The sequence below is a fragment of the Pseudomonas sp. 1L-E-NC-VB-C3 genome (genome assembly GCF_057291535.1).
In genome coordinates this window covers 28,464-52,628 of record NZ_JBXAWD010000006.1, presented here as the reverse complement: position 1 = coordinate 52,628, position 24,165 = coordinate 28,464, and the positions used below count along the sequence as shown (strand labels likewise).

The window sequence follows — 24,165 nt, the reverse complement described above, 5'->3', positions numbered from 1 at the left end:
TGATGGATATCGGGATGATTCGAGGCCTGGGCACCGTGGTCGTGATGGTGGCCTTCATCGGTCTGGCCTTGTGGGTGTTCAGCCCCAAGCGCAAGTCAGAGTTTGACGACGCGACCATGCTGCCTTTTGCCGATGATCCCGAAGCCATCAAGCACGTCGAGCAAGCTTCTAGGAGTAACAAAGAATGACTACATTCTGGAGTCTGTACGTCACAGTCCTCAGTCTCGGTACGATCTTCGCCCTGACCTGGCTGCTGCTGTCGACCCGCAAGGGCCAGCGCAGCGAACAGACGGACGAGACGGTCGGCCACTCCTTCGACGGGATCGAGGAGTACGACAACCCGCTGCCGAAATGGTGGTTCATGCTGTTCGTCGGCACCATCATTTTTGCCCTGGGTTATCTGGTGCTGTACCCAGGTCTGGGCAACTGGAAAGGTCTGCTGCCGGGCTACAACTATCTGGATACCGAGAAACAGACCGCGTTCGCCAACGGCCAGACTGGCTGGACCGGCGTCCACGAGTGGGAAAAGGAAATGGCCCGTTCGGACGCGCGCTTCGGTCCGATCTTCGCCAAGTTTGCAGCGATGCCGATCGAAGAAGTCGCCAAGGATCCGCAAGCACTGAAAATGGGTGGCCGTCTGTTCGCCTCCAACTGCTCGGTGTGCCACGGTTCCGACGCCAAGGGTGCCTATGGCTTCCCTAACCTGACCGACGCCGACTGGCGCTGGGGCGGTGAGCCGGAAACCATCAAGACCACCATCATGGGCGGCCGCCACGCGGTGATGCCGGCGTGGGCGGAAGTGATCGGTGAGCAAGGCGTGGCCGATGTGGCTGCTTACGTGGTGACCAATCTCGACGGCCGTAAATTGCCGGAAGGCACCAAGGCCGACCCGGCCAACGGCCAGAAACTCTTCGCCGCCAACTGCGTGGCTTGTCACGGCCCTGCCGGTAAAGGCACCCCGGCCATGGGTGCGCCTGACCTGACCCATCCGGGCGCATTCATCTACGGCTCGAGCTTCGCGCAACTGCAGCAGACCATCCGTTACGGTCGTCAGGGCCAGATGCCTGCGCAGGAACAACTGCAGGGCAATGACAAGGTGCACCTGCTGGCGGCGTATGTTTACAGCCTGTCTCACGGTGAAAAAGCACCGGAGGCGAAGGCTGAGTAAGGCCAACGCTTGAAGCAAAAAAGGCCCCGCCAATGGGAATTGGCGGGGCCTTTTTTCATGCTGGCATTCACGATTCGAAACGGTTGCTCGATGGACCTGAGCTGAGATGCACGGTAGGTTTTTTCGCCCCGATAAGCCATATCGGGACTACTTCAAGGATGAAGCCCCAATGTCGAAAGATCACCAAAGCACACTGCAAAATCAGCCTCAACCCGGCTCTACCCATAGGGCAGGGTTCGAACGAACATCTGTGAAACCGTTACTCGAGGTATCGCAGCAAACCATGAACAGCCCCGGTAACGGTGGCGGACTCGACGGCCTCGGGGGCGGTAGATTGCTCTGACAAGGGCAGCAAAAACACCGAATTTACGCCCTGTATCCAGTGCCTCACGCCTTGGCGGGAGGCGCCTTCGCCGGTGCCCTTATGAAATTGACAAACCGATCGACCCCGACCTGCCTTTCCGATTGCGGTGAAAACCTCAAAATAGAAACGTTCCTACATCAGAATTTCTGGAGGCCAAACATGATGGCCATCACCACCATTTCCAGCCGCGAGTTCAATCAGGACACCAGTGCAGCCAAAAAAGCCACGCGTCAAGGTCCAGTAATCATTACTGACCGAGGCAGGCCTGCCCACGTATTGCTCAGCATTGAGGAGTACCAGAAACTGACCGGTTGCGAGACCAGCATCGTTGAGCTGCTGGCGATGCCGAATGCGCTTGAAATCGAATTCGGACCCGAGCGCGCTGTAATCACTCCTCGCAGCGTGGACCTTTCCTGATGTTCCTACTGGATACCAATGTAGTTTCCGAGCTGCGCAAAAAACAAGCCGACAGGCATGTGGTGAAATGGGCAAACAGCGTTTCCCCAGCCAGCCTGTATCTATCTGCAATCACTGTGCTGGAACTGGAAACGGGCGTCCTGCGTATCGAACGTCGTGGCCCTTCACAAGGCCAGTTGCTGCGCAACTGGCTGGAACATCACGTCAAACCGGCGTTCTCTGGAAGAATCCTGCCTGTCGATACCAGCGTCGCCACCCGGTGCGCACGATTGCATGTTCCCGACCGCAGCAGTGAATGCGACGCCTTGATCGCCGCCACCGCGCTTGTGCACGGGCTTACGCTGGTTACTCGCAACATTGCGGACTTTCAACTCAGCGGCGTCAATCTGATCAACCCATGGATCGCTGCCAATAACTGACTGCTGAACACCCCGCCCTATCACCGGCGGGGCTTTTTTCATGGGCGTTGGGCAAAGATTGAATGCACAACCGTGGTATCGATCAGCGTCCGCTCACGCCACTGGTTGTTCTTCACCAGATAGATCTGCAAATGCTTGCGATCCTCGGTGAAATTCGCAGTCAGGTAGGTTTGCTGAGAGGTGCTTCCGCTGAGATACATGGGGACGCTGCCTTCCCAGTAGGAACTTCCTCCCTCGGTATGCAGGTGGCCGGCGAAAATGGCCGTCACCTGGTACTTGTTGACCATGTCATGGAAACGCTTCTTCTGCTCGGGGCTGCCCTGGTGCCGCAAGGGTTTATGCATATTGATAATGATGGCGTAGCCCGACGCTCGCGCCAGTCGCAGATCGGTCTCGAGCCAGTCCAGTGCGTCGTTGATTTCGAACGTCGTCGGGTTGAACGGATGAGCAATCCGGGCGGTATAGGTCGGCTCATTATTGAGCTGAACCATATGCACTTCGCCGATATTTTTCGAATAGGCGAGGCTACCGGAATACGTCCTGCTCAGAAAACCGTCAGTGATTTTCAGATCAAAGTTATCGACTTTACCTTCATGATGCTCTTTGAACTCGACAATACTTCCTGCAGCACAGTTATTGGTAAAGCAATCATCAACATTGTTTTCATAGTCGTGATTACCCAAGCCGTAAAGATATTCACCCTTGAAGTGCCTGTTCAGCGAATCCTTCATGAACGAGCGCTGCCAGCCATGACCAAAAGCGGTTATGTCGCCATTGATCATCAAAGGAACCTGCGCTTGAGAGCCGTGTTGATTTCTGAATTCGGCAATGCTCGCAAGTTGGGTTTCAATCAGCCATTTCGAGCGCGCCGTGAATTCTGAATCCGATTCGGGCTCGCGGATATCGGTCTTGTCTGTCCACGGATATTGAGTATCCGAAGCAAAGACCATATGTTTCGGCATGCCAGTTGTAGCCTGAGCGGTAATAGCCGAAGCTACCAGACAAGCACCCATAAAGATGCTCATGAATTTATTCAAAGCCATGCTTGAAATTCCATTTCAATTAATTTTCGGTACGCAAAAGAAGTTTCGCGCGAACAGAACTTATTCGAATACCGCGAAAACTTCAAAGCCTTCACCTACAACAATCGAGTGAATATATTTCAGACCCAACAACTTACAACATACGAATCAATAGAAGCCCGTAGCGTCCGGCCTGAGTTGTCGCCTGGACGAAAACAATCACGGGTGTTATTCAACTTGCGAAATCAACGGCAGTGGCGTGAACAAACAATTGAAAGGATGAACTAGCCACTTCGGCAAAAACGTCCATACTCAACAAGTCAATTGATCTGCGTCAGGCTTTTGCGCAATCGCTACACCATCCGCATTTTTTACCCAACGCGACCAAAGGTCGCACCCTTGAGCCAGAGCGGCAGGCGTATCATCGCGCTACTGCAACAGCCTTTTTGACCTCGGTTGGCACGTATCGACCGAGGCATTTTTCCACTGCCGTGGGATGCAATGATGAGCAATCAGATTCCGGTACACGACGTCACGCCACCGAGCAAGAACGCGAACAACAGCGTCGATCTTTATGCCTCACGAGAAAAAATCTACACCCGGGCTTTCACCGGCCTGTTCCGCAATCTGCGGATGCTCGGCGGTGCGGCGTTGTTTCTGCTGTATTTCGGCACGGTGTGGCTGAACTGGGGCGGTCATCAGGCGGTGTGGTGGAACCTGCCGGAGCGCAAGTTCTTCATCTTCGGCGCGACTTTCTGGCCACAGGATTTCATCCTGCTCTCGGGCCTGTTGATCATTGCCGCGTTCGGCCTGTTCTTCATCACTGTCTATGCCGGGCGTGTCTGGTGCGGTTATACCTGCCCGCAGAGCGTGTGGACGTGGATTTTCATGTGGTGCGAAAAGGTCACCGAAGGCGACCGCAACCAGCGCATCAAGCTCGACAAGGCGCCGATGAGCGCCAACAAATTCCTGCGCAAACTGGCCAAGCACTCGCTGTGGCTGTTGATCGGTTTTGTCACCGGCATGACCTTTGTCGGCTACTTCTCGCCGATCCGCGAACTGGTCATCGAATTTTTCACCGGTCAGGCCGATGGCTGGTCGTATTTCTGGGTCGGTTTTTTCACCCTCGCCACGTACGGCAATGCCGGTTGGTTGCGTGAGCAGGTGTGCATCTACATGTGCCCGTATGCGCGCTTCCAGAGCGTGATGTTCGACAAGGACACGCTGATCGTTTCCTACGACCCGCGCCGTGGCGAAAGCCGTGGGCCGCGCAAGAAAGGCATCGACTACAAAGCCCTGGGGCTGGGCGATTGCATCGACTGCACGATGTGCGTGCAGGTCTGCCCGACCGGCATCGACATCCGCGATGGCCTGCAGATCGAATGCATCGGCTGCGCGGCGTGCATCGACGCTTGCGACAGCATCATGGACAAGATGGATTACCCGCGCGGGCTGATCAGCTACACCACCGAACACAACCTCTCCGGGCAGAAAACCCATAAACTGCGACCGCGCCTGATCGGCTACGCCGTGGTGCTGCTGGCGATGATCAGCCTGTTGGTCGCCGCGTTCCTCATGCGTTCACTGGTCGGCTTCGACGTCAGCAAAGACCGCGTGCTGTACCGCGAAAACGCTGAAGGCCGGATCGAAAACGTCTACAGCCTGAAGATCATGAACAAGGATCAGCGCGACCACACTTACCTGCTGCAAGCCGAGGGCCTGCCGGACCTGCGCCTGCAAGGCAAGCGCGAGATCAAGGTTGCCGCCGGGGATATCGTCAGCATGCCGGTCGAGTTGTCCAGCGCACCGGAACAACTGCCATCGAGCACCAACGAGGTGAAATTCATCCTCAAGGATGCCGATGACGACAGCGTCCACGTTGAAGCCAAGAGCCGATTCATCGGCCCACAAATCCGTTGAGAGAATTTTGAACATGCCCGCTGCAAACGCCGCAAGTCCTTGGTACAAGCACCTCTGGCCGTGGATCATCATCGCGATTCTCGCCTGCTCGGTGGCCTTGACCCTGTCGATGGTGACCATCGCGGTGAACAACCCGGACAATCTGGTCAACGACAACTATTACGAAGCAGGCAAAGGCATCAACCGTTCACTGGATCGCGAGCTGCTGGCGCAAACCCTGAAGCTGCGTGCAGCGGTGCATCTGGATGATGTGACCGGGGAAGTCGACTTGCGCTTGAACGGTGACAGCCAGCCGCAAACGCTGGAGCTGAACCTGATCTCGCCGACCCAGCCGGAGAAGGATCGCAAGATCGTTCTGACCCGCAGTGGCAGCGAGAGCGGGCGCTACATCGGCCAGTTGAGCGACAAGGTCGAAGGGCGGCGCTTTGTCGAGTTGCTCGGCAGCCAGGACGAGCACGTGTGGCGCATGTTTGAAGAAGAGCTGGTCAGCCATGACAAGGAACTGCTGCTGGGTGATGAGCCATTGCAGGGTGCCGAAGACCTGAAGAAGTGAATCAAAATCAAGAGCCCCTCACCCTAGCCCTCTCCCGGAGGGCGAGGGGACTGATCTCGGTTGCTTGGAAGCGGGGCGTATGACAGTGACAATGTCAGCGACTGAAGCCGCTCTTCAGGCTTACACCGATCGGCTCCCTCTCCCTCCGGGAGAGGGCTGGGGTGAGGGCAAGCGAACACCCCCAATGCAAGGGCTCATACCCTCATCAATGCCATGACCACCCCAGTTCCCTGCTACCACTGCGCCCTGCCCGTCCCGTCCGGCAGCCGCTTCACCGCCGTCGTCCTCGGGCAGGCCCGCGAGTTCTGCTGCCCGGGCTGTCAGGCGGTAGCCGAAGCCATCGTCGCCGGGGGGCTGGAAAGTTATTACCAGCATCGCAGCGAAGCGTCGGCCAATCCCGAAGCGCTGCCGGTGCAACTGACTGATGAACTGGCGCTGTACGACCGCGCCGACGTGCAGCAGCCCTTCGTGCGCCACGAAGGCGATCTGGCTGAAACCACGCTGTTGATGGAAGGCATCAGTTGCGCCGCCTGCGGCTGGTTGATCGAGAAACACCTGCGCACCCTGCCCGCCGTCGCCGAAGCGCGGTTGAACCTGTCCAACCATCGCCTGCACGTGCGTTGGGCCGACGCACAATTGCCGCTGAGCCAGATCCTCGCCGAGCTGCGCCACATCGGTTACGCCGCCCACCCGTACCAGGCCGACCGCGCCAGCGAACAGCTGGCCAGCGAGAATCGCCTGGCCCTGCGCCAGCTCGGCGTCGCCGGGTTGCTGTGGTTTCAGGCGATGATGGCGACCATGGCTACCTGGCCGGAATTCAACATCGACCTCAGTCCCGAGCTGCACACGATCCTGCGCTGGGTCGCGCTGTTTCTGACCACACCGATCGTGTTCTACAGCTGCGCGCCGTTCTTCAAAGGCGCGATGCGCGATTTGCGCACCCGCCACCTGACCATGGACGTGTCGGTATCGCTGGCGATCGGCAGTGCCTACATCGCCGGAATCTGGACGTCGATCACTGGCGTCGGCGAGCTGTACTTCGATGCGGTCGGCATGTTCGCGCTGTTTCTGCTCGCCGGGCGTTATCTGGAACGCCGCGCCCGCGAACGCACCGCTGCCGCCACCGCGCAACTGGTCAACCTGTTACCGGCCTCGTGCCTGCGCCTGGATATCGACGGTCAGAGCGAACGCATCCTGCTCAGCGAGTTGCGTGTGGGCGAGCGGATTCTGGTGCAGCCGGGTTCGATTCTGCCGGCTGACGGCAAGATCATCGATGGCCAGTCGAGCATCGACGAATCGCTGCTGACCGGCGAATACCTGCCACAGCCGCGCACGCTCGGTGATGCGGTCACTGCGGGCACGCTCAACGTCGAAGGCGCATTGACCGTGCAAGTGCAGGCGCTGGGACAGGACACGCGTCTCTCCGCGATCGTGCGCCTGCTCGATCGCGCTCAGGCGGAGAAACCGCGTCTGGCGGAAATCGCCGACCGCGCCGCGCAATGGTTTTTGCTGCTGTCGCTGATTGCGGCGGCAGTGATCGGCCTGCTGTGGTGGCAGCTGGACTCAGCGCGGGCGTTCTGGATCGTCCTCGCCATGCTGGTGGCGACCTGCCCGTGCGCGCTGTCATTGGCGACGCCGACCGCCCTCACCGCCGCCACCGGCACCCTGCACAAACTCGGGCTGCTGCTGACCCGTGGCCATGTGCTGGAAGGCTTGAACCAGATCGACACGGTGATTTTCGACAAGACCGGTACGCTCACCGAAGGCCGGCTGGTGCTGCGCTCGATTCGCCCGCTCGGCGCGCTCGACAGCGAGCAATGCCTGAGCCTTGCCGCTGCGCTGGAAAACCGTTCGGAACACCCGATTGCCCGCGCTTTCGGCCGTGCGCCGCTGGCCGCTGAGGACGTGCACAGCACACCGGGGCTGGGCCTGGAAGGCGTGGTCGGTGAGCAACGCTTGCGCATCGGTCAGGCCGAATTTGCCTGCGCCCTGAGCGGCGCGGCACTGCCGTCAATGCCTGATGAAGCCGGACAATGGTTGCTGCTCGCTGACACCCACGGGCCGCTGGCGTGGCTAGTGCTCGATGATCGTCTGCGTGACGACGCTCCCGCCCTGCTCGCGGCCTGCAAAGCGCGGGGCTGGCGCACCTTGCTGTTGTCCGGCGACAGTTCGCCGATGGTCGCCAGTGTCGCCGCCGAACTGGGCATCGACGAGGCCCGTGGCGGTTTGCGCCCCGATGACAAACTGCAAGTGCTGCAACAACTGCACAAGGAAGGGCGCAAGGTGCTGATGCTCGGCGACGGCGTCAACGACGTGCCGGTGCTGGCCGCGGCCGATATCAGCGTGGCCATGGGCTCGGCCACCGATCTGGCGAAAACCAGCGCCGATGCAGTGTTGCTGTCCAATCGCCTTGACGCTCTGGTGCAAGCCTTCACGCTGGCGCGACGCACGCGCCGGGTAATCATCGAAAACCTGCTGTGGGCGGCGCTGTACAATGGCCTCATGTTGCCGTTCGCCGCCCTCGGCTGGATCACTCCGGTGTGGGCGGCGGTCGGCATGTCGATCAGTTCGCTGACCGTGGTGCTCAACGCCCTGCGCCTGACTCGCCTGCCGAGCGCGCCGGCCGCCGGCAGCCCGACCCAAACCCGCCCGCTGCCGGCCTGAGCCGCGCGGGCCTGGAGTTACCGATGCCAGCTCTCTATGTGATGATTCCCGCTGCCTTGCTCATCGTCGCCATCGCCGTGTACATCTTCTTCTGGGCGGTGGACAGCGGTCAGTACGACGACCTCGACGGCCCGGCGCACAGCATCCTTTTTGACGATCAGGATCCCAACCACACCGCTGCGGTGGACGAAGCCAACGCCGGCAAACCGGACGACAAGGCGCCACCCCATGCTTGAACTGGCGCCCCTGCTGGTCTCGGCGCTGATCCTCGGCCTGCTCGGTGGCGGCCACTGTCTGGGCATGTGCGGCGGCCTGATGGGCGCGCTGACCCTGGCGATCCCCAAGGAGCAGCGCAGCCGGCGCTTTCGCCTGTTACTGGCGTACAACCTCGGGCGGATTCTCAGTTATGCCACGGCGGGACTGCTCATCGGTCTGGCCGGCTGGGCAGTCGCCAACAGCCCGGCGGCGCTGTTCATGCGCGTGCTGGCCGGTTTGCTGCTGATCGCCATGGGTTTGTACCTGGCCGGCTGGTGGAGCGGGCTCACCCGTATCGAAGCGCTCGGGCGTGGCTTGTGGCGTTTTATTCAACCCGTGGCGAATCGCTTGCTGCCGGTTTCCAGCCTGCCGCGTGCCTTGCTGCTCGGTGCGCTGTGGGGGTGGCTGCCGTGCGGGCTGGTTTACAGCACCTTGCTGTGGAGCGCGAGTCAGGGCAATGCGCTGGACAGTGCATTGCTGATGCTCGCTTTCGGCCTCGGCACCTGGCCGGTGCTGCTGGCCACCGGGCTGGCGGCTGAACGGGTGACCGCGATCTTGCGCAAACGCAGCGTGCGCATGGCGGGTGGCTTGCTGGTGATCCTGTTTGGCCTGTGGACCCTTCCCGGCCCGCATCAGCATTGGCTTATGGGCCATTAAATGTGTGGCGCGGCCTTCGCGAGCAGGCTCGCTCCCACAGGTCTTGAGTACGCTGCAAATCCAATGTGGGAGCGAGCCTGCTCGCGAAGACGCCCGCACGAACAACACAAATCCTCGCCGTTGATGCAAATCAAGATGCCCTGTAACGCACTCCCCTAGACTCGCCACACTGCCAGCCTATCCGGGGGAATGCCCGCATGCTCGACGCCATTCGTTGGGACTCTGATCTGATCCGCCGCTACGATCTGGCGGGGCCACGCTACACCTCATATCCGACCGCCGTGCAATTTCACGGTCAGGTCGGCACTTTCGACCTGTTCCACGCCCTGCGCGACAGCCGCAAGGCGCAGCGGCCGTTGTCGCTGTACGTGCATGTGCCGTTCTGCGCGAACATTTGCTACTACTGCGCCTGCAATAAGGTCATCACCAAGGATCGCGGTCGCGCGCAGCCGTATCTGCAACGGCTCGAGCAGGAAATCCAGTTGATTGCCTGCCACCTCGACCCGGCGCAAACCGTCGAGCAGCTGCATTTCGGTGGCGGCACGCCGACTTTTCTCAGCCACGACGAATTGCGCCAGCTGATGGCGCACCTGCGCAAGCATTTCAATTTGCTCAACGATGACTCGGGCGATTACGGCATTGAAATCGACCCGCGCGAAGCCGACTGGTCGACCATGGGCCTGTTGCGTGAATTGGGTTTCAACCGGGTCAGCATTGGCCTGCAGGATCTTGACCCGGCGGTGCAGCGCGCGGTCAATCGCCTGCAAAGCCTGGAAGAAACCCGCGCGGTGATCGATGCGGCGCGAACCCTGCAATTTCGCTCGATCAACATCGATCTGATTTATGGCCTGCCCAAGCAGACGCCCGACAATTTCGCTCGCACCGTCGAGGAAGTGATCAGCCTGCAACCGGATCGCCTGTCGGTGTTCAACTATGCGCACCTGCCGGAACGCTTCATGCCCCAGCGGCGAATCAACAGCAGCGAACTGCCGAGCCCGGCGCACAAGCTGGAAATGCTCCAGCGCACCATCGAGCAACTGACCGCTGCCGGCTACCGCTACATCGGCATGGACCACTTCGCCCTGCCTGATGACGAACTGGCGATTGCCCAGGAAGAGCACACCCTGCAACGCAACTTCCAGGGTTACACCACCCATGGCCATTGCGACCTGATTGGCCTGGGCGTGTCGGCGATCAGCCAGATCGGCGATCTGTACTGCCAGAACAGCAGCGACCTCAACGCGTATCAGAACAGCCTCGCCAGCACACAACTGGCGACCAGTCGCGGTCTGGTGTGTAACGCCGACGACCGCTTGCGCCGCGCAGTGATTCAGCAGCTGATCTGCAATTTCAAACTCGAATTCGCCGAGATCGAGCAGCAGTTCAACATCGATTTTCAAGGCTATTTCGGCGCGCTCTGGCCGCAGTTGCAAGGCATGGCCGAGGATGGCCTGATCAGACTCGAGCGCGAGCGCATCGAGGTGTTGCCAGCGGGCCGATTGCTGGTGCGCTCGGTGTGCATGGTTTTCGATGCGTACCTGGAGCAGCAGAACCGCCAGCGTTTCTCGCGGGTGATTTAAGGCTTGGTCAGCAACGAGCCGACTTTGAGGTTCTGGTCAGGATTGAGCGCCGACTGGTTCATGACTTTCGACAGGGCGAGGTTGGCGGTGATCAGGCCACTGTTGAGGGCGGCGATGGCGCCCCGCAGTGCGGCGAGCTTGTTGATCTTTTCCTCGTTGGAGAGGGTTCTGTCTGACATGACCGCCGCCATGCGCGCTTTTTTCTCGATGATTTCTTTTTGAATCTTGCGAATCATCTTCAGCAACTGTTGGATGTTCTCCGGTAAGCCACTGTTGTCGATGTCGCTGTTCTCGCCACCGACAGCGGCGGATTTGGCGATGGCCGCGCCGGACAGCGACACTTTGACGCCCTCGACCAAGGTCGGGGTTGCCGTGTGCGACAAGTCTTCATCGCGATCGATTGCAGCGTCGGTGCTGGTCATCTCCGGCGAAGCGGCAACGCCGCTGCTGCCGGGGCTTAGCGTACCAATGGCGGTCATCGGGGCCTTCCTTGGTTGAGTGCTGATAGCGGGTTATCGGCCGCCGGTGCTGCGGCTTTATGTCTGTAGGACAACGCCGCCACGTGCTGGCCTGAATGTCCTCCCGTGGGTTACCCTTACGGCTTATGTGTGTTTTCCCACAAGGATTGAAGAAATGTCCGAGCCAGTCAAACTGCGCGCTCACAACCAGGCCCACTGCAAGGATTGCAGCCTGGCCCCGCTCTGCCTGCCACTTTCTCTGAATCTGGAAGACATGGATGCGCTCGACGAAATCGTTAAACGCGGCCGCCCGCTGAAGAAAGGCGAATTCCTGTTCCGCCAGGGCGACACCTTCGATTCTGTTTATGCAGTCCGCTCCGGCGCGCTGAAGACTTTCAGCCTGAGCGATGCCGGCGAAGAACAGCTGACCGGCTTCCACCTGCCGAGCGAACTGGTCGGACTGTCGGGCATGGACACCGAAAAACACCCGGTCTCGGCCCAGGCGTTGGAAACCACTTCGGTTTGCGAAATCCCCTTCGAGCGCCTCGATGAACTCGCGCTGCAATTGCCACAACTGCGCCGCCAGTTGATGCGGGTGATGAGCCGCGAGATTCGTGACGACCAGCAAATGATGCTGCTGCTGTCGAAGAAAACCGCTGACGAGCGCATCGCTACTTTCCTGGTCAACCTGTCGGCACGCTTCCGCGCTCGCGGCTTCTCGGCCAACCAGTTCCGCCTGAGCATGTCGCGCAATGAAATCGGCAATTACCTGGGCCTGGCGGTGGAAACCGTGTCGCGTGTGTTCACCCGTTTCCAGCAGAACGAGCTGATTGCCGCCGAGGGCAAGGAGATCCATATCCTCGACCCGATTCAGCTGTGCGCGCTGGCCGGCGGTTCGATCGAAGGCTGATCACGACCCGCGGTTGAGCGAATCGTTTCAGCCGCGGGTATACTGCGCCGTTTGCAGCCCTGCCAGGACACCCCGATGGTCTTCGACTCCTTCGACATCAAATCCCTGATCCGCCCCGTGATCGACTTCCCGAAACCGGGCGTGATCTTTCGCGACATCACCCCGCTGTTCCAGTCGCCGACGGCCCTGCGCCTGGTGATGGACAGCTTCGCCCATCGCTACGTCGAAGCCGACTTTACCCACATCGGCGCCATGGATGCCCGTGGTTTTCTGATCGGTTCGGTACTGGCCTATCAGTTGAACAAGCCGCTGGTGCTGTTCCGCAAGCAAGGCAAACTGCCGGCGGACGTACTGGCCGAAGGTTACGCCACCGAGTACGGCGAAGCGTTTCTGGAAGTGCACGCCGACAGCCTGTGTGAAGGCGATTCGGTGGTGATGTTCGATGACCTGATCGCTACCGGCGGCACGCTGATCGCAGCAGCCAACCTGATTCGCCGCATGGGCGCGCGGGTGCATGAAGCGGCGGCGATCATTGATTTGCCAGAGCTGCAAGGCTCGCAGCGCTTGCAGGATATGGGCATTCCTACCTTTTGCCTGACGCAGTTTGCTTTGACCGATAAATAAGCAGCGTCTGACAGGCCGCTTTCGCGAGCAGGCTCGCTCCCACAGGGCAATGCATTACAACTGTGGGAGCGAGCCTGCTCGCGAAGGGGCCGGCAGCTACACCGCAGGACTTAGAGCCCCATCTGCTTGCTGATGATTTCGTTCATCACTTCCCGCGTTCCGCCGCCAATCGACAGAATGCGATTATCCCGATACAGCCGCTCCACCAGGCTTTCACGCATGTAACCGAGCCCGCCAAGAATCTGCACGGCCTCGGTGGTGATCCGGTCGGAGGTGTCGGTGGCGAAGTTCTTCGCCATGGAAATCTCCTTGATCACGCTCTGCCCCGCCGCCATTTTTGCCGCTTGCCGGTAAGTGAACTCCCGCGACACTTCCAGCGCCGTGGCCATTTCGGCGAGCCGATGTTTGATTACCTGAAACTTGCCGATGGGTTTGCCAAATGCCTCACGCTCGCGCGCCCACTTCAGGCTCTCCTCCAGCGCCAATTGCGCCGTCATGTTGGCCATCAGCGCCAGCGCCAGGCGTTCGCTCTGAAAATTGCCCATGATGCAGGCGAAGCCCATGTTCTCGGCGCCGATGAGGTTTCCTACAGGCACGCGGCAATCGTCGAAGAACAATTCAGCGGTGTCAGAGGCCCACCAGCCCATTTTCTTCAATTGCCTACCGACACTGAACCCCGGCGTGCCCTTCTCGATCAGCAACAGACTGATACCGCCGAACCCCGGCGCACCGGTACGCACCGCGACGGTGTAGAAATCCGCGCGCACACCGCTGGTGATGAAAGTTTTGCTGCCACTGACCCGGTAGAAGTCGCCGTCACGCACCGCGCGGGTTTGCAAGTTGGCGACGTCGGAACCGCCGCCGGGTTCGGTGACTGCCAGCGCGCTGATTTTCTCGCCGCTGAGCACCAGCGGTACCACCCGCTCGCGAACTTCTGGCCGCGCCCATTTGACGATCGGTGGCAGGCCGATATCCAGCGAACCCAACCCCGCCACCAGGCCACCAGAGCCACAGCGCATCAGCTCTTCACTGGCGGCGACCTTGGCGAACAGATCGCCCTCATGGCTGCCGCCGAGCGCTTCGGGATAGCCGATACCGAGAATGCCCGCCGCACCGGCCTTGAGGTACAGGTCACGGGGAAAGCTTTCGGCTTCTTCCCACTGATCGATGCCCGGCAGAATCTCGCGTTCGACGAAACGTCTGACGCTGTCGCGGACCAATTGGTGGCTGGGGTCGAAGTATTCCTGAAAGGCAGGCATGGGCGAGCTCCACGGAAGGGTTCGCCGACGTTAACCGAGCGCTTGCTTGGTTATCAATGAAATTGTGTGAATCAGATCGACCGCAGCGCGGCCATCGCTGGCAAGCCAGCTCCCACAGGGTTCGGTGTGGACACATATGCTGTGGGTCACATCCAACACTGTGGGAGCTGGCTTGCCAGCGATGTGGCCCGAAAGGGCGATAGAGACTTACAGGGAGATAGGTTTACGCCCGGCAAACGAATGCGCCAGCGTGCCGCCGTCGACCAGCTCCAGCTCACCGCCCAGCGGTACGCCGTGGGCAATCCGCGAGGCGACCAGGCCTTTGTTGTTGAGCAACTGCGCGATGTAGTGCGCCGTCGCTTCGCCTTCCACCGTCGGGTTGGTGGCGAGGATGACTTCAGTAAAGGTCCCCGCCTCTTCAATCCGCGCCATCAGTTGCGGAATGCCGATCGCTTCCGGCCCCAGGCCATCCAGCGGCGACAAGTGCCCCTTGAGCACGAAATAGCGGCCACGGAAGCCGGTCTGCTCCACCGCATAAACGTCCATCGGCCCTTCGACCACGCAGAGCAGCGTGTCATCGCGGCGCGGGTCGGCGCATTGCGGGCAGAGGTCGTCTTCGGTCAGCGTGCGGCACTGGCGGCAATGGCCAACGCCTTCCATGGCCTGGCTCAAGGCCTGGGCCAGACGCGTACCGCCGCTGCGATCACGTTCGAGCAACTGCAACGCCATGCGCTGAGCGGTTTTCTGACCCACGCCCGGCAAGGTGCGCAGAGCGTCGATCAGTTGGCGAATCAAAGGGCTGAAGCTCATGGGTAAACAGTCCGACTAAACAACGAGACGCGGTTTATACCCGCGCCTCTGGCCAGCGTCAAATCCTCAGTCCTGGGCGACCCGGACCACCAGTTTGCCGAAGTTGCGCCCTTCCAGCAGACCGATGAACGCCTCGGGCGCCTGCTCCAGGCCTTCGACCACGTCCTCACGGAATTTCACTTTGCCGTCGCGAACCCACGGCACCATGTGGCTGATGAATTCCGGCTGACGATCACCGTAATCGTCGAAGACGATGAAGCCCTGAATCCGCACACGCTTGGTGAGCAAAGTGCGTTGCAGCATCGGCAAACGATCCGGTCCGGTCGGCGCCTCGGCGGCGTTGTAGCCGGCGATCAGGCCGCACAACGGGATGCGCGCCTTGGGATTGAGCAACGGCACGACGGCATCGAAGACATGGCCGCCGACGTTCTCGTAGTAAATGTCGATGCCGTTCGGACAGGCCTTGGCAAGTTGCTCGGCGAAGTCATCGGCCTTGTGGTCGATGCAGGCATCAAAACCCAGCTCCTCGACCACGTATTTGCACTTCTCGGCACCACCGGCCACGCCGACCGCGCGCAGGCCTTTGATCTTCGCCACTTGCCCGACCACCGAGCCGACGGCACCGGACGCTGCAGCCACTACCAGGGTTTCGCCCTCTTTCGGCTGGCCGATGTCCATCAGGCCCATGTACGCGGTCATGCCCGGCATGCCCAGTACGCCGAGGGCCATCGACGGGCTCGGCAGGCCGGCCGGGATCGGCATGATGTTGCGACCGTCGCTGATGCTGTGGCTCTGCCAACCGGTGGCGCCAACCACCAGATCACCTACGTGGAATTTCGGATGATTGGACTGCTCGACCCGGCTGACCGCACCACCGGTCATGACTTCGCCGATTTGCACTGGCGCAGCGTAGGACGGTGCGTCGCTCATACGTCCGCGCATGTACGGGTCAAGCGACAGGTACAGGGTTTTCAGCAATACCTGACCGTCCCGCAGGTCCGGCAGCGCCTCGCGCTCCAGACGGAAGTTCTCCGGGGTCGGCGCGCCGCTCGGGCGCGAGGCGAGGACGAAGCGTTGATTGAGGGTGAGAGGGTCGGACATGTCAGCGTCTCCTGTGAATGGGGAATTCGGTGTATAGGGAGCAGACCTTGGTAGCGGTGGTGTGTTCGATGTTTCTGCAGTTTTGACCGAGGTGACTTCATTCGCGAGCAGGCTCGCTCCCACACTTGGAAATGCAATCCCTGTGGGAGCGAGCCTGCTCGCGAAAGCGTCAGTCTGCGGCACATGCCCATCAGGCAGAAACAAAAATGCCAGGCACAATGCCTGGCATTTTGTGTAGCTCATCTGCCGCCCAAAGGCGAATCAGAATGGCAGTTTCATACCCGCTGGCAGGTTCATGCCGGCGGTCATGCTGCCCATTTTTTCCTGGCTGTTGGCTTCGATCTTGCGCACGGCGTCGTTGACGGCGGCAGCGACCACGGCTTCCAGCATTTCTTTGTCGTCTTCGCTCAGGCCTTCGACCAGGCTTGGGTCGATGCTCACGCTCTTGACGTCGTGACGACCGGTCATCACCACGGTGACCATGTCGCCGCCGGCCTTACCGGTGACTTCGGCGTTGGCCAGTTCTTCCTGCATCTTGGCCATTTTTTCCTGCATCTGCTGCGCCTGCTTCATCAGGCCGGCCATGCCACCTTTCATCATGGGAATCACCTCAAACGTACTTGGATAAAACAGCGCCCGGCCATCTTGGCCGAGCACCTTCAGTTATTAGCCTTGGGTGACCAAGGCGTCGACAGGTTCAATAGTATCGCTTCGCACCACCGCGCCGAACTGCTGAACCATCTGCTGGATGAACGGATCACCATGGATCGATTCCTCCGCCTCACGCTGGCGATTGGCGCGGCGGCGGGAGGCGGCCTGGGCCGGGGTTTCCTGCTCGGGCTTGATCAGCTCGATGGTCAGCGTCAGCGTGCGCCCGTGGAACTGGTTCAACGCGTCGTTGAGACGACGCTGTTGCGTGGCGTTGAACAGCGCGCTGTGGGCCGGATCGAGGTGCATCAACCAATGATCGCCGTCGACCGCAATCAACGTGCAGTTGGCGGCGATGCTGCCGGTCATGCCGGAAATCGGCAGCTTCGGGAACAGCTCCAGCCATTGCAGGGCCAGGCCGGTGGCCGGCGCGGCAGCAGGCTCCGGCTCGGGCTCAGGCTCGGGATCGGCGGCGTGTTCGCTGGCCAGTTCGTCGAGGTAGCTGTAGGCCGAATCCATGTCCGGCTCGATGTAGTCTTCATCCAGCGGCGGTTCGTCGTCCATGTCCATGCCCGGCGTAGCGGCATCGACCTCGGCGACGGAAGGCTCGGGAATCGGCGCAGCGGCCCACTCCGGCGCATCCGGGACCACGCTGTCCGGGGTCGGCAGCGGCATCGGCGGCAATTCAGGCTGCTCGCCAGCAGTTTCCAGCACCGGTTCGACGGCGGGTTGCTGAACTGGCGCCGGCTCGGCCTCGGCTTCCACCGGGTCGTTCCATGGCAGATCGACCACGGTTTCGACGGCGACTGGCTCAGGCTCCGGGTGCGCTTCGACAACCGGCACATCCGGTTCTGGCTCGGCAGCCGGCGCTGCTACCGGTGCGGGCGCGGGTGCTGGCGCAGCAGCCGCAGCGACCACCGGCGCAGGCTTCGGCGCGGCAGCCACTGAGTTTGCGGAATCAACTGTGGCCTGGCTGATCCCCACTGGCTTTAGCGGTTGCCTCGGCGCGTCCGCCGTATCCGCCGGTCGGAACGCGAGCATCCGCAGCAAGACCATCTCGAAACCGCCACGCGGGTCCGGCGCGAGCGGCAAGTCGCGGCGACCGATCAGGCCCATCTGGTAATAGAACTGCACGTCTTCGGCCGGCAGCGCCTGAGCCAGGGCCAATACGCGATCACGGTCGCCGTGGCCATTGTCGACGCCTTCCGGCAACGCCTGAGCGATGGCCACGCGGTGCAGCACGTTGAGAATTTCCGAGAGCACGCCGTTCCAGTCCGGGCCTTGCTCGGCCAGATGCCGCACGGCTTCGAGCAGCGCCTTGGCATCGCCTTCGATCAGCGCATGCAGCACGTCATAGACCTGACCGTGATCCAGCGTGCCGAGCATCGCGCGCACGTCGGTCGCGAGGACCTTGCCTTCACCGAACGCGATGGCCTGATCGGTCAGGCTCATGGCGTCGCGCATCGAGCCGTCAGCAGCGCGACCAAGCAGCCACAGTGCATCGTCTTCGAACGGTACGTTTTCTGCGGTCAGGACGTGGGTCAAATGCTCGACCACACGCTCGGGCGTCATGTTCTTCAGGGAGAACTGCAGGCAGCGCGAAAGAATCGTTGCCGGAAGTTTCTGCGGATCGGTGGTCGCCAGGATGAACTTGACGTAGGGCGGCGGCTCTTCGAGGGTTTTCAACAGCGCATTGAAGGAATGGCTGGAAAGCATGTGCACTTCGTCGATCAGGTAGACCTTGAAGCGCCCACGGCTTGGCGCGTACTGCACGTTATCGAGCAGTTCGCGGGTGTCTTCGACCTTGGTGCGGCTGGCGGCGTCGATCTCGATCAGGTCGACAAAACGGCCTTCATCGATCTCGCGGCACACCGAGCACTCGCCGCAGGGGCTGGAGGTGATACCTGTCTCGCAGTTCAGGCACTTGGCAATGATCCGCGCGATGGTGGTCTTGCCGACCCCGCGCGTCCCGGTGAACAGGTAAGCGTGGTGCAGCCGCTGGCTGTCCAAGGCATTGATCAGAGCCTTGAGCACATGGGTCTGGCCGACCATTTCGCGGAACGAGCGCGGACGCCATTTACGTGCAAGAACCTGATAACTCATCGAAAACCGTCGCAGCGAAGGAAGCAGAAGCGGCTAATGCTAGCGGAGCAAGGGCAAAATTGCATCCGGTGTCCTCGTCTAATATGGCTAAGCTGCATCAGCAGAGGCTTTTATCGGCTCGGGACGAGGAATTACCGGAGCGTTTATGCGGTGGGCCGTGGCGGCATTGCTGGGAATCAGCCTCAACGCGATGGCAACGCAGGCACCGTTGCGTTTCGCCGTGCCGGACAGTTGGGCGATGCCGATGGTGCAACTGCAAGGCGGCAGACCGACCCAGGGGATACTGCACGACGTCCTGCTCAGCCTGGCGACCCAGGTTGGCGCGCCGGCACAGTTCGTCGTCCTGCCGCGCGCGCGGGTACAGAGCGCCATGGAACACGGCGACATCGACGTGCGCTGCTATGCCGCACAGTCGTGGCTGCCGAATCAGTCCGGCGATTACATCTGGAGCGTGCCGTTGTGGTTTCAGCGCGACCTGCTGATCAGCCGCAAGGAACAACCGGCGCAGATCAATCCCGCCCAGTTGCCGCGCCAGGCCATCGGCACCGTCCTCGGTTACAGCTACCCTACCCTGCAACCGCTGTTCGACGCCGACCAGTTGCAACGCGAAGACGCGCGCAATCAGGAACAGGTACTGGAAAAGCTGCTGGCCGGGCGATACCGCTATGCGGTGAGCAATCAGTGGACACTGGACTGGATCAATCAACGCCTGCTGCCGGAGCAGCAGTTGCAAGGGGTCGCGGTGCTGCAGGAACAGAATATCGGCTGCTATGTGAGGAACGACCCGAACGTGCCGGTGCAGCGGATTTTACGAACGTTGCTGCGCATGAAAATGTCCGGCGAGATCGACGACATAATCAGGTTGTACACCGGCGCCTCTTCAACCACACCCTAGCTCCCACAGGGTTGGCCGGGTCAATAACCGTGCGATTCGCGGAATTTCGGCTCGCGGCTGTGGTGATAATCGATCCACTCGACCACGTCGTAAGGCAGATAGAGCTGCTGCCGGGCACGGGACACGGCGATGTACACGGCACAGATGCGCTGATCGAACTCGTAGGCATCCTTGAATTTCTCGTTACTGAGCAACGTCCGGGTCAACAGCACGCGCTTGAACTCCATGCCGCCAGCCCGCTCGGCCATCATCAACAGACAGGCTTTGCCTGGCTCGATGATCTTTTGGCTCAGGCGAGTCAGGTCGGCAATCATGAAGCCGTTTTGCAGTTGCGCTTCGATCCACAAAAACGCCTCGTCGAAACGGTTGGCCTCACGCACCTGCTGCCAATCAGCCATGTCGCTGAAATACGGGTGCGGTCCTTTCTCGCTGGACCCGGCGTTGTAGAAATCGCGGCGGAACAGCTCGATGGCGGTGGTCATGAAATGCTTGATGTCGTCCTGCGCTTCCCGGTCGGGAAAACTGAAGGCGCAACTGGAGTCGTGCAGATGGATGGCCCACATCATCGTGTCCCAGGGTGACGCGGTCAGCACCACGCAACCTTCGGGCGGCACGAAGGCTTGCGGGTAGTACTCGATATCGACGTCGGCGTGACGAGCGCCTTCGAACGGCACTTTGCTCTTGTGCGTGTGGCGCGAGATCAGCGGATTGACCAGGCGCTCGACATTGCGCCCCGAACGCACCGAATAGCAGATATCGCTCTGACGGACTTCACGCTTGCGCTTGGGCGCCTCGCCCGTGGCCTGCTGATATTCATCGCCGAGGGTGATCAGCACCTGCTGCCCGCGCTCGATGATTTGCAGCAGCGACGCCGGCACGTCCTGGCTTTCGTCGATGATCACATGGGTGTAGCGCGGCGGGACGCGGCAACCGGCCAGACTGGCGCGCTTGATCATGAGCAACGTCGGAAAACCGCTCTGGCTGGCCCAGGCCGGATTGGCTTCCAGATACACCCACAGGCGACTGGAATATTCCAGCAGCGCCTGTGAGTCTGCGCCGCTCAACGGCTGCTGAAAATGCGGCAGGTGCCTGGCGGATAGCGTGTGATCTCTTGAGGCGCAATACAGCTCCAGCACGCGCAGACAAACCTCCAGAGTGCCCTGCCCATCGTGGTGGCGAAAGCCGAACATATTCAGTTCCTGCGCCAGCGCCTGCCTGCTCGGGATACGCGCTGGCGTCCTGGCCATGTGCGATCGGGGGCCAAGCAACTGGGCCTGGGCAAAATCGTAGAAGGTCTGGCCAATTTCCGTGTCGTGCACTTGCACGATGTGCTTGCGCAACGTCGCCAGTTTCGCCGGGGTGCGCGCCAGCACCAGGGTGCGTTTCGAGCGCAGGCATTCGATCAGCGCGCTGAGCATGTAACTCTTGCCGATGCCCGCATAACCCTGCACGTGCAGGTCTTCGTCGAGGTTGGCGCGAAAGGTTCGCAGCAGCTTGTCCTGCGCCGCGCTCAACCAGTGCTCGCGCTCGCGTGGCGTGACCATTTGCTGCCGAAACGGGTTGTTCTGTTGCTGGTGGCGGACTTTGTAGTCCACATCCCACTGCCCGCCGGGCAACAGATATTCCTGTGCGGCGACTTCATCGGCCATGAGAAACCGCAGGTTCAGGGCTTTGAGCGCATTGAGGCCGAAGTACAATTTGCGCGAATCGAAAAGACGCCGCGCCTCTGCAAGCAGTCCCGCCGATCCGGAGCGCCGGGAGGTGACAGACCAGTCAATGAGTCTGGCGAGAATTTTCTCCGCTGCGCTGGCGCTCAGGTCCTTTTCCGTGGCCTGGGCAAGGTTCTGGATGACCAGCACCGCCGCCAGTTCCGGGTCGCTCAGGTTGGCGAGTGTCGCGTCACCCTCGGGCTGCAACAGCGCCGTACACACATCATGGGTGATGGGCAGAAATACCGGGGTGGCCAAATCAAAATGTTCCGGGTGCATACAACCTCGCCGCCTGGGCTTTAATACAACACCAGATCAGTCCTGGTCATTCTCGTCGGGCATTTCATGAGACTGCGGCAAGTTTCCTTCACTGCCGGCCTCGGGGCTGATGCGCAGCTCGAAGGAGTAACCGCCGAGCGTGCCGGACATGCCGCGTCGTTCAGTGCCGCTGGCCACCGCCGCCGCATCGATCTGCGCCTGCACTTCGTAGAGCGCCATTTCGAGCAGTTTGCGCAGGTGTTCAGGGCTATGAGCGGTGGCTTGCAGTTGCAGGTCGTACTTTGCGGTCGGCGAGGCTGATGCGTGCTCGACGATCGCCGATTGTGCCTCGACCGGGACCGACTGTTCAGGCTCGTCTGCCGCGTTGAAAACAGCAGATGCCGCCAGAATCGCAGCGTGTTCTTCATCCATCAGGTCGAGCACTCGCGACAGTTCCAGCGTGCGCGCGGGCTGATCCTGCATCTGTGCTTTGACTTCCAGACGACGCAACTGCCATTCGCGCAGCTTTTCCCGGGTCAGATCGTCAATTTCACCCACTTGCCTTACCTCTCGTTGCCAGGCGGGGGAGTATGCCACTGTTCGCTGTCGACAGCCGCACGGGCACTGGAAGCTGCCCGGCTGATCCGAGCATTTTTGCTGGCGGATCAACGCCACTAGCCAAATCGCAGGCATAAAAAAACCGCAGTGGGCAAACCCATGCAGTTCTCTGAATTCTCGGTAGGTTCGTTAAGGTGGTGCCCCCACCAGCCACACCCCGGCACACAATGTTCCCGCTGTGGCTGCTTCCTTCCGGATCTGACCAGGTTCACGGGTAATCGTTGCGGGGGGACCGATGGGGTCACCATAACGACGCTTGCCTGTCGGCGAGCCGCGCCATTGTACCTGTCTGAGATGAAGTTACAACCGTTGGTTGCAGATAAAAAATACCAACAGGTTCAAGGACATGCGGTGACGCCAAAAGATCGCAGCCTGCGCCAGCTTCTACAGGGCCAGGACTTCGTCTGCGCGACCGCCCGCATCCTGGATCACCAGATGAATGAAGTGCAGCTTGGCGATCGCCGCTGCCGGCAGTACGAACGGATAGAAATCCGGCTGGCCCATGCTGCGCGACAGTTCGTTGAGCATGCCCGCCAGCTCGATCCACGCATTGACGAATGACAGGAAAGCGCCACCGCCGGGGTGCTCCGGGTCGTACAGGGTGCTGGTCGGAAACGGCTGATAGTCGAAGTCCATTTCCCGCGCGCTCATGCCGAAGCCCAGCGCAGTATCCACGGCGTCCATCATGTGCAGGTAGTGCGCCCAGGTTTCCGCCCAGTCTTCCCACGGGTGCATGGTCGCGTAGGCACTGACGTAGTGCTGCGGCCAGTCCAGCGGTGCGCCTTGCTGGTAATGCCGGTCCAGCGCGTCGGCGTAACTGGCGCGCTCGTCGCCGAACAGGTTACGGAACGCCTCCAGCCAAGGGCCGTTGGCGATGAGGCGATCCCAGTAGTAGTGGCCGACCTCATGGCGAAAATGCCCGAGCAGCGTGCGGTAAGGTTCGTGCATCGCCGCCCTGACCTGTTCACGGTGCGCATCGTCGGCCTCTTTGATATCGAGGGTGATCAGGCCATTGGCGTGGCCGGTCATCGGCGCGTTGCCTTCAAGGTCGACACCGATGAAGTCGAAAGCCAATCCGGTTTCTTCGTCGACGGTTTTCGGGATGACCGGCAAGCCGAGGGTGATCAGTTGCGCGACCAGTCGACGCTTGGCGATTTCGACCTTGCGCCAGCGTTCGGGATTTTCCGCGACGGACAGGTCGGGAATGGTGCGGTTGAGGCTGCAAGCGATGCACAAGGTGTCGTGATCGTTGGCCGGCAGCAGCCAGTTGCACGCGGCGGGCATGTCGAGGTTGGCGCAGCGGCGGAACAGTCCGGCGTCGGGATCGGCGTCGAGCGTCCAGGTGCCCTCTTCCGGCCCCGGCTGCAGCGAGGTCAGGCGACTTTGTTCAGGTTGATAACCAAGCAAGGCGTTACAGGCCAGGCACTGACTGTTGCGAAAGAACAGCGACTGGCCGCAACGGCACGGCCAGACTTTGCTGTTGCGCGAGGATCCGGCCACGAACGGCGCGATGATGCGGGAACTGAGCTGCTCGAAAAAGCGGTGCATGGCGATCTCTCCCTGGGACTGGCCAAGACTAGATCATCCGGAAGACAACATCGTTCCCACCCATAACCGCGCAGCCGGGTGATAGCAGCATTGTGGTGAGGGGATTTATCCCCGCTCGACTGCGCAGCAGTCGCAAAAAACCGTACACGCGATACAGATAAAATGATCGGCCGCAGGGTTCTGGGGTCGCTGCGCAACCCAGCGG

Annotated in this window: 23 protein-coding genes and 1 other RNA gene; 13 read left to right on the top strand and 11 right to left on the bottom strand. The window is 60.8% G+C overall.

All coding sequences use genetic code 11. The features are described from left to right. Positions 1 to 2: 2 nt before the first annotated feature. From AC0Z5Z_RS11795 to AC0Z5Z_RS11780, 4 genes are all read left to right on the top strand, one after another. Positions 3 to 188, top strand: a complete 186-nt coding sequence (locus tag AC0Z5Z_RS11795; protein WP_016775513.1) for a CcoQ/FixQ family Cbb3-type cytochrome c oxidase assembly chaperone — start codon at positions 3 to 5, stop codon at positions 186 to 188. Beyond that, entirely contained in the window at positions 185 to 1,168 is a 984-nt protein-coding gene (gene ccoP, locus AC0Z5Z_RS11790) for a cytochrome-c oxidase, cbb3-type subunit III (protein ID WP_071171608.1), read from the top strand. The genes AC0Z5Z_RS11795 and ccoP overlap by 4 nt, the downstream gene beginning before the upstream one ends. 526 nt (positions 1,169 to 1,694) lie before the next feature. Further along, on the top strand, positions 1,695 to 1,949 hold the full coding sequence (locus AC0Z5Z_RS11785) for a type II toxin-antitoxin system Phd/YefM family antitoxin (protein ID WP_315435821.1): 255 nt from the start codon (positions 1,695 to 1,697) through the stop codon (positions 1,947 to 1,949). Continuing rightward, entirely contained in the window at positions 1,949 to 2,368 is a 420-nt protein-coding gene (locus tag AC0Z5Z_RS11780; protein ID WP_315435797.1) for a type II toxin-antitoxin system VapC family toxin, read from the top strand. Before AC0Z5Z_RS11785 ends, AC0Z5Z_RS11780 begins: the two co-directional genes overlap by 1 nt. Before the next feature lie 38 nt (positions 2,369 to 2,406). Here AC0Z5Z_RS11780 and AC0Z5Z_RS11775 read toward each other — a convergent pair whose 3' ends face one another. Further along, positions 2,407 to 3,411 (bottom strand): metallophosphoesterase family protein, encoded by a 1,005-nt coding sequence (locus tag AC0Z5Z_RS11775; protein WP_485611120.1) that lies wholly within the window; start codon positions 3,409 to 3,411, stop codon positions 2,407 to 2,409. Between the two features lie 483 nt (positions 3,412 to 3,894). Between AC0Z5Z_RS11775 and ccoG the strand changes: the two genes are divergently transcribed. The 6 genes from ccoG (at position 3,895) to hemN (ending at position 11,019) form a co-directional block, all read left to right on the top strand. After that, positions 3,895 to 5,310: a cytochrome c oxidase accessory protein CcoG gene (gene ccoG, locus AC0Z5Z_RS11770; RefSeq protein WP_150635818.1), complete on the top strand. Its 1,416-nt coding sequence runs from the start codon at positions 3,895 to 3,897 to the stop codon at positions 5,308 to 5,310. A gap of 13 nt (positions 5,311 to 5,323) precedes the next feature. Next, positions 5,324 to 5,863 carry a FixH family protein gene (locus tag AC0Z5Z_RS11765; RefSeq protein WP_056784237.1) on the top strand — a complete coding sequence of 180 codons (540 nt, stop codon included), beginning with the start codon at positions 5,324 to 5,326 and terminating at the stop codon, positions 5,861 to 5,863. Positions 5,864 to 6,076: 213 nt separating this feature from the next. Continuing rightward, positions 6,077 to 8,527 carry a heavy metal translocating P-type ATPase gene (locus tag AC0Z5Z_RS11760; protein ID WP_485611119.1) on the top strand — a complete coding sequence of 817 codons (2,451 nt, stop codon included), beginning with the start codon at positions 6,077 to 6,079 and terminating at the stop codon, positions 8,525 to 8,527. A 23-nt stretch (positions 8,528 to 8,550) separates the two neighbouring features. Next, entirely contained in the window at positions 8,551 to 8,763 is a 213-nt protein-coding gene (gene ccoS, locus AC0Z5Z_RS11755; protein ID WP_039763029.1) for a cbb3-type cytochrome oxidase assembly protein CcoS, read from the top strand. Next, the gene (locus tag AC0Z5Z_RS11750) at positions 8,756 to 9,439 is read left to right on the top strand and encodes a sulfite exporter TauE/SafE family protein (RefSeq protein ID WP_041479091.1); all 684 of its coding nucleotides are present in this window, start codon (positions 8,756 to 8,758) and stop codon (positions 9,437 to 9,439) included. Before ccoS ends, AC0Z5Z_RS11750 begins: the two co-directional genes overlap by 8 nt. Positions 9,440 to 9,636: 197 nt before the next feature. Beyond that, positions 9,637 to 11,019, top strand: a complete 1,383-nt coding sequence (hemN, locus tag AC0Z5Z_RS11745) for an oxygen-independent coproporphyrinogen III oxidase (protein WP_476249092.1) — start codon at positions 9,637 to 9,639, stop codon at positions 11,017 to 11,019. Here the strand turns inward: hemN and AC0Z5Z_RS11740 are convergent. After that, positions 11,016 to 11,498, bottom strand: a complete 483-nt coding sequence (locus AC0Z5Z_RS11740) for a hypothetical protein (RefSeq protein ID WP_076566956.1) — start codon at positions 11,496 to 11,498, stop codon at positions 11,016 to 11,018. The genes hemN and AC0Z5Z_RS11740 overlap by 4 nt on opposite strands. A gap of 154 nt (positions 11,499 to 11,652) precedes the next feature. On the opposite strand from AC0Z5Z_RS11740, the gene fnr reads away from it, so the two are divergent. Beyond that, positions 11,653 to 12,387, top strand: a complete 735-nt coding sequence (gene fnr / locus AC0Z5Z_RS11735) for a fumarate/nitrate reduction transcriptional regulator Fnr (protein WP_016773865.1) — start codon at positions 11,653 to 11,655, stop codon at positions 12,385 to 12,387. A gap of 75 nt (positions 12,388 to 12,462) precedes the next feature. Further along, the gene (locus tag AC0Z5Z_RS11730; RefSeq protein WP_024012326.1) at positions 12,463 to 13,011 is read left to right on the top strand and encodes an adenine phosphoribosyltransferase; all 549 of its coding nucleotides are present in this window, start codon (positions 12,463 to 12,465) and stop codon (positions 13,009 to 13,011) included. A 110-nt stretch (positions 13,012 to 13,121) separates the two neighbouring features. Here AC0Z5Z_RS11730 and AC0Z5Z_RS11725 read toward each other — a convergent pair whose 3' ends face one another. The 5 genes from AC0Z5Z_RS11725 to dnaX all read right to left on the bottom strand — a co-directional run bounded on the left by AC0Z5Z_RS11725 (position 13,122) and on the right by dnaX (position 18,932). Beyond that, positions 13,122 to 14,270 (bottom strand): acyl-CoA dehydrogenase family protein, encoded by a 1,149-nt coding sequence (locus AC0Z5Z_RS11725; RefSeq protein WP_485611118.1) that lies wholly within the window; start codon positions 14,268 to 14,270, stop codon positions 13,122 to 13,124. Positions 14,271 to 14,477: 207 nt separating this feature from the next. Beyond that, complete coding sequence (gene recR, locus AC0Z5Z_RS11720) at positions 14,478 to 15,080, bottom strand: recombination mediator RecR (protein ID WP_016773861.1); 603 nt, start codon at positions 15,078 to 15,080, stop codon at positions 14,478 to 14,480. Positions 15,081 to 15,146: 66 nt separating this feature from the next. Next, positions 15,147 to 16,181, bottom strand: coding sequence for an NADP-dependent oxidoreductase (locus tag AC0Z5Z_RS11715; protein ID WP_485611117.1), 1,035 nt, complete (start codon positions 16,179 to 16,181; stop codon positions 15,147 to 15,149). A 261-nt stretch (positions 16,182 to 16,442) separates the two neighbouring features. After that, entirely contained in the window at positions 16,443 to 16,781 is a 339-nt protein-coding gene (locus tag AC0Z5Z_RS11710) for a YbaB/EbfC family nucleoid-associated protein (RefSeq protein ID WP_003223337.1), read from the bottom strand. A gap of 66 nt (positions 16,782 to 16,847) precedes the next feature. Next, the gene (gene dnaX, locus AC0Z5Z_RS11705) at positions 16,848 to 18,932 is read right to left on the bottom strand and encodes a DNA polymerase III subunit gamma/tau (RefSeq protein WP_485611116.1); all 2,085 of its coding nucleotides are present in this window, start codon (positions 18,930 to 18,932) and stop codon (positions 16,848 to 16,850) included. A 145-nt stretch (positions 18,933 to 19,077) separates the two neighbouring features. Between dnaX and AC0Z5Z_RS11700 the strand changes: the two genes are divergently transcribed. Then, positions 19,078 to 19,827 (top strand): substrate-binding periplasmic protein, encoded by a 750-nt coding sequence (locus AC0Z5Z_RS11700; RefSeq protein WP_485611115.1) that lies wholly within the window; start codon positions 19,078 to 19,080, stop codon positions 19,825 to 19,827. A gap of 20 nt (positions 19,828 to 19,847) precedes the next feature. Here AC0Z5Z_RS11700 and AC0Z5Z_RS11695 read toward each other — a convergent pair whose 3' ends face one another. The 4 genes from AC0Z5Z_RS11695 to AC0Z5Z_RS11680 form a co-directional block, all read right to left on the bottom strand. Beyond that, positions 19,848 to 21,815: a hypothetical protein gene (locus tag AC0Z5Z_RS11695; RefSeq protein ID WP_485611114.1), complete on the bottom strand. Its 1,968-nt coding sequence runs from the start codon at positions 21,813 to 21,815 to the stop codon at positions 19,848 to 19,850. A 36-nt stretch (positions 21,816 to 21,851) separates the two neighbouring features. Continuing rightward, positions 21,852 to 22,352 carry a hypothetical protein gene (locus AC0Z5Z_RS11690; protein ID WP_485611113.1) on the bottom strand — a complete coding sequence of 167 codons (501 nt, stop codon included), beginning with the start codon at positions 22,350 to 22,352 and terminating at the stop codon, positions 21,852 to 21,854. A 201-nt stretch (positions 22,353 to 22,553) separates the two neighbouring features. Beyond that, positions 22,554 to 22,650: signal recognition particle sRNA small type (gene ffs, locus AC0Z5Z_RS11685), an RNA gene on the bottom strand. 146 nt (positions 22,651 to 22,796) lie between these two features. Then, positions 22,797 to 23,960, bottom strand: a complete 1,164-nt coding sequence (locus tag AC0Z5Z_RS11680; RefSeq protein ID WP_485611112.1) for a zinc-binding metallopeptidase family protein — start codon at positions 23,958 to 23,960, stop codon at positions 22,797 to 22,799. Positions 23,961 to 24,165: the final 205 nt, after the last annotated feature.